This is a genomic window from Pseudoduganella lurida (assembly GCF_007830455.1).
In the GTDB taxonomy this organism is placed as follows: domain Bacteria; phylum Pseudomonadota; class Gammaproteobacteria; order Burkholderiales; family Burkholderiaceae_D; genus Rugamonas; species Rugamonas lurida.
Genome location: NZ_VLLB01000001.1, coordinates 1,060,284 through 1,073,678, shown reverse-complemented (window position 1 = coordinate 1,073,678; position 13,395 = coordinate 1,060,284). Strand labels below are relative to the sequence as shown.

The 13,395-nt window shown below is 67.1% G+C and carries 8 protein-coding genes; 6 read left to right on the top strand and 2 right to left on the bottom strand.

All coding sequences use genetic code 11. The features are described 5' to 3' along the window. The first annotated feature begins 11 nt into the window (after nt 1–11). Together IP91_RS04585 and IP91_RS04580 are read left to right on the top strand one after the other, a co-directional pair. Entirely contained in the window at nt 12–1,322 is a 1,311-nt protein-coding gene (locus IP91_RS04585) for a GntP family permease (RefSeq protein ID WP_229473866.1), read from the top strand. A gap of 30 nt (nt 1,323–1,352) precedes the next feature. After that, the gene (locus IP91_RS04580) at nt 1,353–4,391 is read left to right on the top strand and encodes a glycosyl hydrolase family 28-related protein (RefSeq protein WP_145647558.1); all 3,039 of its coding nucleotides are present in this window, start codon (nt 1,353–1,355) and stop codon (nt 4,389–4,391) included. A gap of 6 nt (nt 4,392–4,397) precedes the next feature. Here IP91_RS04580 and IP91_RS04575 read toward each other — a convergent pair whose 3' ends face one another. Then, entirely contained in the window at nt 4,398–5,966 is a 1,569-nt protein-coding gene (locus IP91_RS04575) for a TerC family protein (protein ID WP_145647557.1), read from the bottom strand. Nucleotides 5,967–6,106: 140 nt separating this feature from the next. Beyond that, nucleotides 6,107–6,427 carry a hypothetical protein gene (locus IP91_RS04570; RefSeq protein WP_145647556.1) on the bottom strand — a complete coding sequence of 107 codons (321 nt, stop codon included), beginning with the start codon at nt 6,425–6,427 and terminating at the stop codon, nt 6,107–6,109. Nucleotides 6,428–6,675: 248 nt separating this feature from the next. On the opposite strand from IP91_RS04570, the gene IP91_RS04565 reads away from it, so the two are divergent. The 4 genes from IP91_RS04565 (at nt 6,676) to IP91_RS04550 (ending at nt 13,365) form a co-directional block, all read left to right on the top strand. Further along, nucleotides 6,676–7,845, top strand: coding sequence for a DUF5009 domain-containing protein (locus tag IP91_RS04565; RefSeq protein WP_145647555.1), 1,170 nt, complete (start codon nt 6,676–6,678; stop codon nt 7,843–7,845). Between the two features lies 1 nt (nt 7,846). Further along, nucleotides 7,847–8,953 (top strand): acyltransferase family protein, encoded by a 1,107-nt coding sequence (locus IP91_RS04560; RefSeq protein ID WP_145647554.1) that lies wholly within the window; start codon nt 7,847–7,849, stop codon nt 8,951–8,953. Between the two features lie 12 nt (nt 8,954–8,965). Further along, on the top strand, nt 8,966–10,270 hold the full coding sequence (locus IP91_RS04555) for a glycoside hydrolase family 18 protein (RefSeq protein ID WP_145647553.1): 1,305 nt from the start codon (nt 8,966–8,968) through the stop codon (nt 10,268–10,270). A gap of 437 nt (nt 10,271–10,707) precedes the next feature. Further along, nucleotides 10,708–13,365 carry a TonB-dependent receptor gene (locus IP91_RS04550; protein ID WP_145647552.1) on the top strand — a complete coding sequence of 886 codons (2,658 nt, stop codon included), beginning with the start codon at nt 10,708–10,710 and terminating at the stop codon, nt 13,363–13,365. Nucleotides 13,366–13,395: the final 30 nt, after the last annotated feature.

Below are 13,395 nucleotides of genomic sequence, written 5' to 3'. Positions count from 1 at the left end.
GGGCGCGCTTCGTGTGGAACCTGTTTTCCGTACTGCTCGCCGTCGGCCTGCTCACCACCCTGATCGCCTGGGGCAAGGTCTCGCCCCTGCTGGCCTTCGTGGTGGCCGCGCTGGTCGCCGCGCTGATGCTGGGCATGCCGCTGGCGCAGATCCCGGGCGCCATCGAGAAGGGCATCGGCGACCTGCTCGGATCGCTGGTGGTCGTCATCTGCCTGGGCGCCGTCTTCGGCAAGCTGATTGCCGACAGCGGCGCCGCGCGGCGCATCGCCATCAGCCTGATCGACAGGCTGGGGCCCGGCCGCATGCCCATCGCGATGACCGTCACCGGCTTCGTCGTCGGCCTGCCGCTGTACTACAACGTGGGCTTCGTGCTGATGATCCCGCTGATCTTTTCGCTGGTCTACCAGTCGGGCCGGCCGGCGGTGGCACTCGGCATGCCGCTGCTGGCGGGGCTGTCGATCGCGCACGGCTTCCTGCCGCCGCATCCGTCGCCGGTGGCGCTGGTGGCGGCCGTGCATGCGGACCTGGGCAAGACGCTGCTGTACGGCCTGATCGTGGCGATCCCCACGCTGATCATCGCGGGACCGATCTTCTCGATGACGCTGAAGAACATCCGTGCCGAACCGGCGGCGATCTTCCGCAGCGAACCGAAGCCGGACCACGAGCTGCCGGGCACCTTCGCCAGCTTCTTCACGGCGCTGCTGCCGGTCGTGCTGCTGGGCGCGCTCACCGCCATCACGCTGGTGCGGCCCGAGCTGGCCAAGCCGCTGGCCTTCCTTTCCAGCCCGCTGGTGGTGATGCTGCTGTCGTACGGCGTGGCCATCGTCCTGCTGGGCACCAGCCGCGGCCAGTCGCTGCCGCAGGTGATGGGTTCGGCGCAGGAAGCGCTGCGCGAGATCGCCCCGATCCTGCTGATCATCGCCGGCGCCGGCGGGCTGAAACAGGTGCTCACCGTGTCAGGCGTGAGCGCCGAACTGGGGGCGCAGCTGGCGCACCTGCCCGTGCATCCGCTGGTGCTGGGCTGGGCCGTGGCCACGCTGATCCGCGTCTGCCTCGGCTCGGCGACGGTGGCCGGCGTGACGGCGGCCGGCGTGGTGGGGCCGCTGGCGGAAACCTCGGGCGTCGATCCGAACCTGATGGTGCTGGCCGTCGGTGCCGGCAGCCTGATGTTCAGCCACGTGAACGACTCCGGCTTCTGGATGTTCAAGGAATACTTCGGCCTGACGCTGAAGGACACCTTCCGTTCCTGGTCGCTGATGGAAACGCTGGTGGGCTCGTTCGGCATCCTGTTCGTGCTGCTGCTGTCGCTGTTCATCAAGTAGATGCATCCATAAAAATTCAAGGAGACACCATTGACTTACCGTTCCATCAAGCTGTTCGCACTTGCCTCGGCCGCGCTGCTCGGCGCAGGCATCACCCACGCGGCACCGCCGGCATCCGTGTCGGCCTACCAGACCATGCCGGAAGATGCCCGTGCCATCGTCGTGAAAGGGGCGGGCGATGGCGTAGCCGATGACAGCGACGCCCTGCAGCGCGCCATCGACAGCGCCGCCAACAATGGCGAAGGCGGCATCGTGTTCCTGCCGTCCGGCCGCTACCGGGTCACGCGCAGCATCCTGGTGCCGCTGGCCGTGCGCGTGTACGGCATCGGCAAGACGCGGCCCGTGCTGGTGCTGGGCGCGAACACGCCCGGCTACCAGAAGGGCGTGGCCAGCATGGTGATCTTCACGGGCACCGATACCTACAAGGTGGGCCGGGTGGCGATGCCCGTGCCGGATGCGCGACCGTTCAGCACGGAGCCCGGCAAGGCGGTGCGCGACGCCAATTCGTCGACCTTCTACACGGCGCTGTCGAACGTCGATTTCGAAGTGGGCGAGGGCAATCCTGCCGCCAGCGGGGTGCGCATGCACACGGCGCAGCATTCGAACCTGTCGCACATCGACTTCCGCATGGGTTCCGGGCTGACCGGCATCTACCAGGTCGGCAATATCGCCTACAACCTGCGCTTCTTCGGCGGCCGCTACGGCATCCTGGCCGAGAAGACGTCGCCGGCATGGCAGTTCACGCTGCTCGACTCGCAGTTCGACGGCCAGCGCGATGCGGCCATCCGCGAGAACGAGGCGTCGCTCACGCTGGGCAACACGGAGATCCGCAACACGCCCGTCGGCATCGAGGTGAGCCGCGGCTGGGGCGATTCGCTGTGGGGCGCGGACGTGCACTTCGAGAACGTGTCGAAGGCCGGTGTCATCATCAGCAACGAGCGCAGCGTCTACAACCAGATCGGTTTCGAGCGGGTCAGCGCGCGCAACGTGCCCGTGTTCGCCCACTTCCGCGACAGCGGCAAGGACGTGGCGGGTGCGGGCGGCAGCTACCAGGTGGGCGAATTCAATCACGGCCTGAAGGTGACGGCGCTGGGCGAACCGGGGTCGTTCGACACCAACTACAAGACCTCCAGCTTCACCGCCAGGCGGACCGGCGAACGCATCCTGCGCGCGCTGCCGGCCACGCGCGACTGGGCCAATGCGCGCAGCTTCGGCGCGAAGGGCGATGGCGTGGCCGACGACACGGCGGCGCTGCAGAAGGCGATCGACAGCCGCCGCACGGTGTACCTGCCGCTGGGGACCTATCTCCTCAACGACACGCTGCGCCTGAAGCCGGACACGGTACTGGTCGGGCTGCACCCGGGCCTGACGCGCCTCGTGCTGCCGAACGGCTCGCCGCTGTTCCAGGGCACCGACACGCCGAAGGCCATGATCGAAAGCGCGCGGGGCGGCGATGCCGTCGTGACGGGCATCGGCCTGGCCACCGGTGAAATCAACAACCGCGCGGTGGCGCTGCTGTGGCGTGCCGGCGCGAAGTCGCTCGTCGACGATATCCGCATCCATTCCTGGGGCCATGGCGCGCTGGGCGCGGGCGCAAAGGGGAGCGCAACGCAAGGCGGCGGCCATATCGACACGGCCGCCTGGTGGGACCGCCAGTACCCCAGCATCTGGGTGACGGATGGTGGCGGCGGCACGTTCACGGGCATCTGGACGCCGAACGGCCATGCCCAGGCCGGCCTGTACGTGACCAACACGAAGACGCGCGGCCGCGTGTACGAGCTCTCGGCCGAGCACCACATCCGCAAAGAGGTGGTGCTGGACGGCGTGGAGAACTGGGAGTTCCATGCGCCGCAGACGGAAGAGGAAGTGCATGACGGCGCCGACTCGGTGTCCTTCGATATCCGCAACTCGAAGAACATCCTGCTGGCCAACTACCATGCCTACCGCGTGACGCGCTCGATCAAGCCGGCACCGGCCGCGGCAAAGATCACCAATTCCACCGGCATCCGCTTCCGCAACGTGTCGGTGAACGGCGAGAGCGGCTTCCCCACCTGCGACGAGAACGGCTGCACGACGGACCTGCGCGCCTCGAAGTACCCGTACGAGAACGCCATCAAGGACGTGACCCACGGCCTGGAGGTACGCGAGCGGATGTTCTCCGTGTTCGACTACACGGGCAGGCAGACGGCGGCGCTGAACCCGCCGGCCGGCAAGGTGGAGAAGCTGGAAGACGGCTTCTATTCCATCGCCGGCGCGGCCGTCGATTCGAAGGGCCGCCTGTACTTCATCGACCGGCACTTCCACCACATCTACAGCTACCTGCAGGGCGAGGGCCTGAAGACGGTGGCCGATGCGCCGCTCAGCCCCATCAATCTCGCCGTCGACGGCAGCGACAACCTGATGGTGCTGTCCTCGAGCGGCAAGGAAGCCACCGTGTACACGCTCAAGCCGGGCGTGCCGGGTGCCGTGGTCTCCGTCATCAAGCCGACGCCGGCGGGCGCGAAGCCGAAGGCCAGAGTCGCGCTGCCGGTGAACTTCTGGGCCAACGGCGAGTTCCGCGACCAGATCAATCCGGACACCTACGAATTCACCACGCTGGCCGACATCTTCTCGACCGCCGCGGCGCAGCCGAAGACGCGCGAGTACGTGTCGCCCGACGGCAGCCTGGTGCTGCCTGCCTTCCGCGTAACGCGCCAGGGTTCGCTCGACCACCTGGGCTACCGCTGGTCCGACACGCTCGATACGCACGGCTTCGTCTACGGCAAGATGGGCGAGCGCGTGGTGTTCACCAACGCCTCCCGCAACGTGACGATGAGCGGCCTGCTGGGCCAGGGCGGCGCGCTGACGGACCTGCGCGAAGTGGCCGACCGGGGCGGCGAAAGCGTGGCCGTGGGCCCGGACGGCAAGCTGTACGTCGCCAACGGCCAGGTGTTCATCTACGGCGCGGACGGCCAGCCGACGGGGCGCATCGACGTGCCGGCCCGCCCCCTGCAGCTGCTGTTCGGCGGCGCGGACGGGCGCACGCTGTTCATCCTGACGCACCACGCGCTGTATTCGGCGCGGCCCTGATCCGCGTTACGCGGCCGGTTCCGGCGCCTCCACGGTGATGCGCCGGATCAGCACCCGCGCGATGCGGCGCTCGTCGACGGCCAGGATCTCGTACCGCAGGCCATCGACCTCGACCGCCTCGCCCACGGCGGGCAGCGCCTCGAAGCGGGCCAGCAGGAAGCCGGCCAGCGATGTGTAGTCCGTACCTTCGGTGACCAGGCCGTCCGTCTCCAGCACCTGTTCGAGCTGGTGCAGGTCGGCCGTGCCGTCGGCTTCCCACACGCCCGCTTCGCGCGGACGCACGGCCAGCTGCTCGTCCTCGTCCGGGAATTCGCCGGCGATCGCTTCCAGGATATCGACGGGCGTGAGCAGGCCCTGCACGGTGCCGTATTCGTCCGTGATCAGCACCAGCTGGCCATGCGACTGCTTGAGCGTTTCCATCGCCTTCAATACCCCGGCCGTTTCGGGCAGCACGATGGGTGCGCGCAGCGGGCCCGTGTCGGGAGCGTCGTCGATCCGGCCATGCAGCAGCAGGGCGCCCATCAGGTCCTTGGTACGGGCGATGCCGACAAGGTGATCGAGCTGGCCGCGGCACACGGGCAGCAGGCCATGCGGCGTGGCGTGCAGCTGCTGCAGGATGGCGGCCGGTTCGTCGTCCAGGTTCACCCACGACATCTCGCTGCGTGGCGTCATCACCGAGCGGATCGACCGGTCGGCCAGCGTCAGCACGCCGCTGACCATATTGCGCTCCTCGACGGCAAACGTCTCTTCCTCGACCGGTTCGGCATCGGCCGCCGCGTCGACGGCCGGTCGGTGACGGCGGCTGCCCAGCAGGCGCAGCACGGCACCGGCGGTGCGGTCGCGGAACGGCACGCGCGCCTGGTTCTTGAGGAAGTTCCGGCGCGCGAACTGGTTCAGCGTCTCGATCACGACCGAGAAGCCGATCGCCGCGTACAGGTAGCCCTTCGGGATATGGAAGCCCAGGCCCTCGGCGATGAGACTCAGGCCGATCATCAGGAGGAAGCTCAGGCACAGCACGACGACGGTCGGGTGGCCGTTGACGAAACGGGTCAGAGGCTTCGACGCGAGCATCATGACGCCGATCGAGATCACGACGGCGGCCATCATCACGCCAAGCTCGTCGACCATGCCGACAGCCGTGATCACGGCATCGAGGGAGAACACGGCATCGAGCACGACGATCTGGGCGACGACGGCGGCAAAGCTGGCGTACACCTTCGATTCGGTGTGCGCGTGTTCGACGCCTTCCAGGCGCTCGTGCAGTTCGACCGTCGCTTTGAATAACAAGAACAGGCCGCCGAACAGCAGGATCAGGTCGCGCCCGGAGAAGCTGAGCGGGCCGACCGAAAACAGCGGCGAGGTGAGGGTGACGAGCCAGGAGACGATCGTCAGCAGGCCAAGGCGCATCGCCATCGCCAGGGTGAGGCCCAGCATGCGCGCCTTGTCGCGCTGGTGCGGTGGCAGCTTGTCGGCCAGGATGGCGATGAAGATCAGGTTGTCGATGCCCAGCACGATTTCCAGGACGATCAGGGTGAGCAGGCCGACCCAGATGGTGGGGTCCATGAGCCATTCCATTTGTATTTCCTTTGAAGTGAAAACGGTTTTTTGTGCGGCGCACGCATGGCGCCGCGCGGCCCGATGGGGCCGGGCGCGAAAGAAAGGAGCCGGCTCGCCGAACGCCGCACCCAAGTCGGTGGACGATGGCTGCCGCCGCGTCAAGGCGCGGGCGGCGGTTTCAGCGGCGGATACGAGGGGTTGGGGAAACGGAGCGGCGCGTGCGCGAACGCCGTGGTAACGGCGGCAGGCGGGATGATGCTGGTGGGAGCCGGGTACACGGTTTCGGGCGGATCGGCCGATGGCGGCTCGCCCACCTCGTCATCGCATTCCGTGTCGCAGGCCGGGGCGGACGAAGTGCCCGCGTGCGTGTTGCCGCTGTCGATGCTGACGGCAGCCGGCAGGGAAGGCGAAGGGTAGACGTCCGCGAACGCGGTGAACGGCAGCAGCAGGATGAGGAACGCGACGAAAAGACGTCGCATGATACTTGCGGGAAACATGGTGCAACGAGTATAGCACGGGCTTTTTGAAGCGCGGCGTCGCGCAGGGCGGGTGCTCTGTAAAGAAACGTAAGCCCCTGTCGGACGCGGATTTTTGGAACATCAGGAAAATCAATGGCTTAGGGAAAACATGACGAGCATGGCGTCCCGTGGCCGGCAATGATCGCTGCGTTGCCCGCCCGCGCCGCCCATGCTACGGTCGAGCCATCACTTGCCGAAGCGTTCCGTCCATGCCCTCGCTCCCCGTCCTGCCCCGTCAACGGATCGTCTCCATCGATGCCCTGCGCGGGCTCACGTTCTTCGTCATGCTGTTCGTGAATGCGCTGTCCGGCGCCAGCGGCGTGCCGCCCGGCCTGAAGCACGTGGCAGCCACGGTCGATGGCATGGGCCTGGCCGACTTCGTCTTTCCTGCCTTCCTGTACGTGGTGGGCATGTCGATTCCGTTCGGCCTGAACCGCTCGGTCGCCACGCACGGGTTCGGGAAGACGCTGCGCCAGGTCGCCGCGCGCGCGTTCGGCCTGATCGTGCTGGGCCTGTTCATGGTGAATGCGGAAGAAGGCTACAACGAGGCGGCGATGGGCATGTCGATCCACCTGTGGCTGCTGTGCTTCTATGCCGCCGCCTTCCTCGTCTGGGGCGCGTTCCGCTTCGCGCAGCCCTGGCATGACCGGCTGCTGCGCGGTATCGGCGTGGCCGGCATCGTGGCGCTGGCCTGCGTCTACCGCAGCGGCGCGGACGGGCAGCTCTGGATGACGACGGCATGGTGGGGCATCCTCGGCTGCATCGGCTGGGCGTATCTGGTCACAAGCCTGGTGTACCTGGCCGGCGCCGGGCGCAAGCTGGTGCTGGCACTGGCGACGATGGCCTGCGTGCTGTGGTTCGGCGTCAGCCAGGCGGTCGATGGCAACGGTGTGATTGCCATGCACGCCACGCATACCTCCATCGCGCTGTGCGGCGCCTGGTGCGTGATGCTGTTCTTCGACCGGCAGGCCGACAAGGGGTCGCGGGTGCTGGCGGCCGGCGCCGCGCTGGCAGGTTTTCTCGCCGTGTGCGCGTGGCTGCTGCATCGCGTGTATCCCGTCTCGAAGATCGGCGCCACGCCGCCGTGGGCGCTGTACTGCGCCGCCTTGTGCACGGGCTTGTTCGTGCTGCTGTACTGGCTGATCGAGCTGCGCGGTGTCACGCGCTGGACCGCACTGGTGGAGCCGGCCGCGTCGAACCCGCTCGTGACGTACCTGCTGCCGATGATCCTGGTCGCTGGGATGCGCCTTCTCGGCCTGCATTGGTGGCCGGCGCTCATGCAGGGTACCGGTGCCATCCTGTTCTCGCTGCTGTTCGCCGCCGCGGTCATGGCCGTGGTAGCCATCCTGAATACCCGCAATTTCAAACTGAAGCTCTGACATGGCACCTCTTCCAACCTCCCGCAACCTGGCGCTGGACGTGTTCCGCGGCCTCACGCTGGCGCTGATGATCATCGTGAACACACCCGGCAGCTGGGGCACGCAGTATGCGCCTCTGGAACACGCGGGCTGGCACGGCTTCACGCTGACGGACCTGGTGTTCCCGTCGTTCCTGTTCGTGGTGGGCGGTGCGCTGGCCCTGAGCATGAGGAAGTTCGCGGGCCAAACGGACGCGCAGTTCCTGCGCACCGTGTTCCGCCGCGGCGCCCTGATCTTCCTGTGCGGCTTCCTGCTGTACTGGTTCCCCTTCTTCAAGGCCGACGGCAGCTTCATGCCGTTCGCGACCACGCGCATCATGGGCGTGCTGCAGCGGATCGGCCTGTGCTACGTCCTTGCCGCCGTGATCGTGCGCTTCGGCGGTGTTCGCGGCGCAGTGGTGGCCGCTGTCGCGGTGCTGCTGGCGTACTGGTGGCTGCTGTGGCAGTTCGGGGACTACAGCCTGCCCGGCAATGCGGCGCGGGCCGTCGACCTGGCTGTGCTGGGCGCGCCGCACATGTACGGCGGCGACGGCATGCCGTTCGATCCGGAAGGGATACTGAGCACGCTGCCGGCGATCGCCAACGTGCTGGCCGGCTACCTGGCTATCGCGTGGCTGCAGCGGCAGGGCCGCACGACGGGGAGCGTGGTGCGGATGCTGGCCGCCGGTGCCCTCTGCCTGCTGGTGGCGTACGCGTGGGATGCGGCCCTGCCGATCAACAAGAAGCTGTGGACGGGTTCCTATGTGGCGTGCACGGTCGGCTGGGATCTCGTCATCCTTGCCACGCTCGTGTGGCTCATCGACCTGAAGGGGCTGCGCGCCGGCCTGCCGTTCTTCGAGGTGTTCGGCAAGAACACGCTGTTCATCTACCTGCTGTCGAGCGTTGCCGTGACCGTGCTGGCGCGGCTGCACGTCGGCGGTACCTCGCTGTACCAGTGGCTGTTCCAGACGGTGTTCCTGTCCTGGGCCGACCCGTACCTCGCCTCGCTGCTGTTCGCCGTCGCCTACATGCTGGCCTGCTGGCTGGTGGCCTATGCGATGGACCGCCAGCGCATCTACGTCAAACTCTGAAACGGAAATCCCATGCGCACCGACCTCACGACGCAACGTCCTTCCTTCCTGGCCCGCCTGCCGTTCTGGTGCGCGGCAGCGCTGCTGGCTGCCGGCCCGGCCGTGGCAGCCGAGCGGCAGGTCGGCTCCTACTACACGGCGTGGAGCGTCGACAAGGGCTTCCGCCTGAAGCAGTTCGACCGCTCCGGCGCGGCCGATGGTTTCACGTTCCTGGCCTATGCCTTCGAGACGGTTTACCGGATGCCCGATGGCGGCGTGCGCTGCGACAGCGGGCGGGACATTCCGGACAAGGATGGCAACGGCATGCGCGCCACGCTCGACTACGCGCACCGCTTCCCGGCCGACGAATCGGTGAGCGGCGCAGCCGACCAGCCGGGCCAGGCGCTGGCCGGCAACTTCAACCAGCTGGCGCAGCTGAAGGCGCGCCATCCGCAGCTGAAGATACTGGTGGCGCTGGGCGGCGGTGAATGGTCCCGCTGGTTCCCGGCCGGTGCCGCAACGGAACAGGGCCGTCGCGAGCTGGTGGCTTCCTGCATCGACCTGTACGTACGCGGCAACCTGCCAAAGCTCGATGGCCACGGCGGCCCCGGTGCCGCGGCCGGCGTGTTCGATGGCATCGACCTCGATTGGGAACACCCGGGCGCGGCGGACAAGCGCAACTTCACGCTGCTGGTGGAGGAGTTCCGGCGCCAGCTCGATGCGCTGGGCAAGGACAGTGGCAAGCACTACCTGCTGACGGCGGCCGTCAACAGCACGCAGGAGAAGATGCAGCACACCGAGCCGGCGCTGTACAGCCGTTCGCTGGACTGGATCAACCTGATGACCTACGACTTCAACGGCGCATGGAAGGCGCAGGGCCCGACGGGCTTCCAGTCCAACCTGTATCCCGACCCTGCCAGCAAGGACGACGCGCCGCGCAGCGTGGAGACGGGCGTGCAGCGCTTCATCGCGGCCGGGGTCCCGGCCAGCAAGATCGTCGTGGGCGTGCCGTTCTATGCGCGCGGCTGGCGCGGCGTGACGGCCACGGACAACGGGCTTTACCAGCCGGCGCAAGGACCGGGCCGCGGCTTCGAGGAAGGCGCCGAGGAATACCGCACGATCGTCGCGCGGAAGCTGCCCACGTTCTACCACCCCGTCACGCGCCAGCTGTGGACCTTCGAGAACGGCAACTTCTGGACCTATGACGACCCGCGCGTGATCGGCGAAAAGGCCGCGTATGTGCGCGAACGGAAGCTGGGCGGCATGATGTCGTGGGCGCTGGACCAGGACGATGCCGCGTTCTCGCTGTCGCGGGCGATGGGGGCGGCCGGGAAGTAGCCCTGTACGGCACGCCCGCGGTATCGGCAGGCTCGCGCAAGAACCGGTGCCTGACTTCCGCAGTGTCAGACACCGTTTTTTACCATCGGAGCCGCATCGGGTAGCAATGCGGCGACTTGGAGCCACCTCCACACTGTCGCAATCCCGGCACATCCTCTGTAATGTTTTGTAAGCTTTTGCAAACTTATCTGATCCGCCACCCGCCTCGCAAGTACGCCCGTGCCAACTGCCGCCACGCTTCGTAAGGAAGTGTAAGCACCGCCCGCCACCCTCCCGAATAATTCCATACAAATCAAATAAGTAAATACTTTCTTTGGCGCCGGGAGCGCGGTTTTGGCCGCGCCGGAACCCGGTGGTACTGTGAAATCACCGCAGCGCAAGCAGCGCACCCGCTCGACCGACCAGACGCTCCCGTCCACGCTACCAGAGGAATGCCCATGCTTCATCCGAACCGCAACAAGACCCTGATCAGCGCCGCCGTCGCCAGCGCGCTGGCCCTGCTGGCTGCGCCCGCGTTCGCGCAGGAGACCGCGGCGCCGGCCGCCGAAGGCATCCAGGAAGTGATGGTGACGGCCACCCGCTACAGCACCTCGCTGCTGAAGACCCCGGTGGCCGTGTCGGCGCTGACGCAGGAGGACCTGACGCGCCAGGGTGCGGTGAACATCAAGGCGCTGTCCGGCGAGATCCCCAACCTGCAGCTGGGTGGCGCGGTGGACGGCAGCTCCGGCGTGCAGATCGCGATCCGGGGCGTGTCGAACTCCGACTTCACCGAGATCGGCAATCCGGCCGTCGGCCTGCACGTGGCGGGCATCTACTCGCCACGGCCGCAGGGCGCGCTGGCGCTGCTGTTCGACCTGGACCGCCTGGAAGTGCTGCGCGGCCCGCAGGGCACGCTGTTCGGCCGCAATTCGACGGGCGGCAGCATCAACATCATCCCCAACAAGCCCGTCATCGGCAGTAAGGAGGGCAATGCGGAACTCGATGTCGGCAACTACAATCACCGCCAGCTGTCGGTCGTGCAGAACATTCCGGTGAACGAGCGCATGGCGCTGCGCTTCACCGCCAGCGGCACGCAGCGCGATGGCTGGATCAACCAGACGCAGGACAGGTATGACGTGAACATGCCATCGAAAGGTTTTGTGGCCGACGGCATTCCTGACACCGACCAGCGGCTGAACCGCAAGGTCGGCAAGGGCGACTACTACACCAACCGCGACCAGTGGGCGGCGCGCCTGTCCGGCCTGTGGAAGATCACGGACAACCTGCAGTGGCTCGTCTCGTTCGAGAACTTCCAGAACAACGATGCGGGCGACCTTGCGATCAAGGACTGCGAGCAGGCGGCCGGCACGCCGTACGCCTGCACCGGCGGCAAGTACGACGTCGCGATCAACGTGCCAGGCGTGACGGACATGTCGATCCGCACGCTGCGCTCGAACCTCGTCTGGAACGTCAATGCGCAGACCGACGTCGAATACAGCTATGCCCACGCGATCCAGCGCCGCTTCCAGCAGCAGGACAGCGATGCCGGCTACCAGCGCATCGAGGCGGACGTGAACGCCACGGCAGCGGCCGGCGGCAGCCGCTGGCCGGTGCGCGACAACGCCACCTACACGATGGGCTCGAAGTTCCTGTCGGACGTGCACGAGCTGCAGCTGCGCCAGAACTTCGGCGCGCTGCGCTACGTGGCCGGCGTGTTCTACATGAAGGAGAAGAACAGCCTCGATTACGGCCAGGACTTCATGGCCAACGACAGCGACGGCTACCCGTATGCGAACTTCTATCACCAGCCGAAACGCATCTCCGAATCGAAGGCCGTGTTCGCGCAGGCGGACTGGCAGTTCGTGCCGAAGTGGACCTTCACGGCCGGCGTGCGCGCCAGCCGCGATTCGCGCTCGGACCAGAACGGCCAGTTCTGGGAATCGTACGGCACCGACTACTTCAACGGCCTGCTCGTGCCGGGCGCACCGGGCACGCCGGGCTACACGGGCATCAACTCGGGCATGCTGTTGCCGGGCATGGGCGCCTACTACGGCAGCAGCGCCTTTCCGACCGCCTCGACCATCAGCGACCATGCCGATTCCTGGAGCAAGACCACCGGCCGCCTGGGCCTGACCTGGCAGGTCGACAACCGCAACATGCTGTACACGTCGCTGTCGACCGGCTACAAGGCGGGTGGCTTCAACGACCGCTTCAACCTGTGCGGCAACGACGTCAATCCCGCCACCGGCGTGGCCTACAACTGCGCCACTGGTCCCGCCGGCCCGCAGTACTCCTTCCTGCCGTACAAGCCGGAGACCGTCACCAACCTGGAACTCGGCTACAAGGGCAAGCTGCTGGACGACCGCCTGACGCTGTCGCTGACGGCGTTCTACAGCCGCTACAAGGACATGCAGGTGACGGGCCAGCACACGGTGGGCCGCACGGAGCGCGTCTGCGAGGCGGACAACCCAGGCTGCGACGCCGTCATCAGCTGGTGGTCGACGCAGAACGTGGGCAAGGCCAACATCAAGGGCCTGGAGCTGGAAGGCCAGTACCGGCCGTGGCGCGATGCGCGCATCACGTATTCGGCGGCGCTGCTGAGCGCGAAGGTGGCCGACTACCCGACCTACAGCGACGACATCGGCTGCGCCGCGCGCCTGGCGCAGGGCGTGACGCCGTGCCCGGACTACTACTCGGGCACCGATCCTTCGCTGGCCCAGCTGCGCCCTTACGACGTCACCGGCAACACGCTGCCGTATGCGCCGCGCCGCACGATGAACCTGTCGTTCTCGCAGGACTTCACGCTGCCGAACGGCTGGTCGCTCACGCCGTGGATCCAGGCGCGCTGGCAGGACAAAGTCTATTTCTCGCTGCGTAACCTGGATGAAGCGCACCTGACCGACACGCAGGCTGCCTATGCCCAGGTGGATGCCTCGCTGCGCCTGAACAGCGCATCGGGCAGCCGCTTCCCCTGGCACGTGGAACTGTATGTGCGCAACCTGGACGACAAGCGTGCCAGGACCTGGGCCGGTGCCGGCGGTCCGGACCAGACGTTCACCGTGGCGGCCTACAACGACCCGCGCATGTTCGGCCTGCGGGTGGGCACCGAATGGTAAGCCGGGCGGTCGTCACTCGACGTTGAAACC

Excerpts from the sequence above, each read along its gene's own strand:
- IP91_RS04560 (WP_145647554.1), top strand. The coding sequence starts at position 7,847 with ATGGCACCTCTTCCAACCTCCCGCAACCTGGCGCTGGACGTGTTCCGC.
- IP91_RS04570 (WP_145647556.1), bottom strand. The coding sequence starts at position 6,427 with ATGCGACGTCTTTTCGTCGCGTTCCTCATCCTGCTGCTGCCGTTCACC.
- IP91_RS04575 (WP_145647557.1), bottom strand. The coding sequence starts at position 5,966 with ATGGAATGGCTCATGGACCCCACCATCTGGGTCGGCCTGCTCACCCTG.
- IP91_RS04565 (WP_145647555.1), top strand. The coding sequence starts at position 6,676 with ATGCCCTCGCTCCCCGTCCTGCCCCGTCAACGGATCGTCTCCATCGAT.
- IP91_RS04555 (WP_145647553.1), top strand. The coding sequence starts at position 8,966 with ATGCGCACCGACCTCACGACGCAACGTCCTTCCTTCCTGGCCCGCCTG.
- IP91_RS04550 (WP_145647552.1), top strand. The coding sequence starts at position 10,708 with ATGCTTCATCCGAACCGCAACAAGACCCTGATCAGCGCCGCCGTCGCC.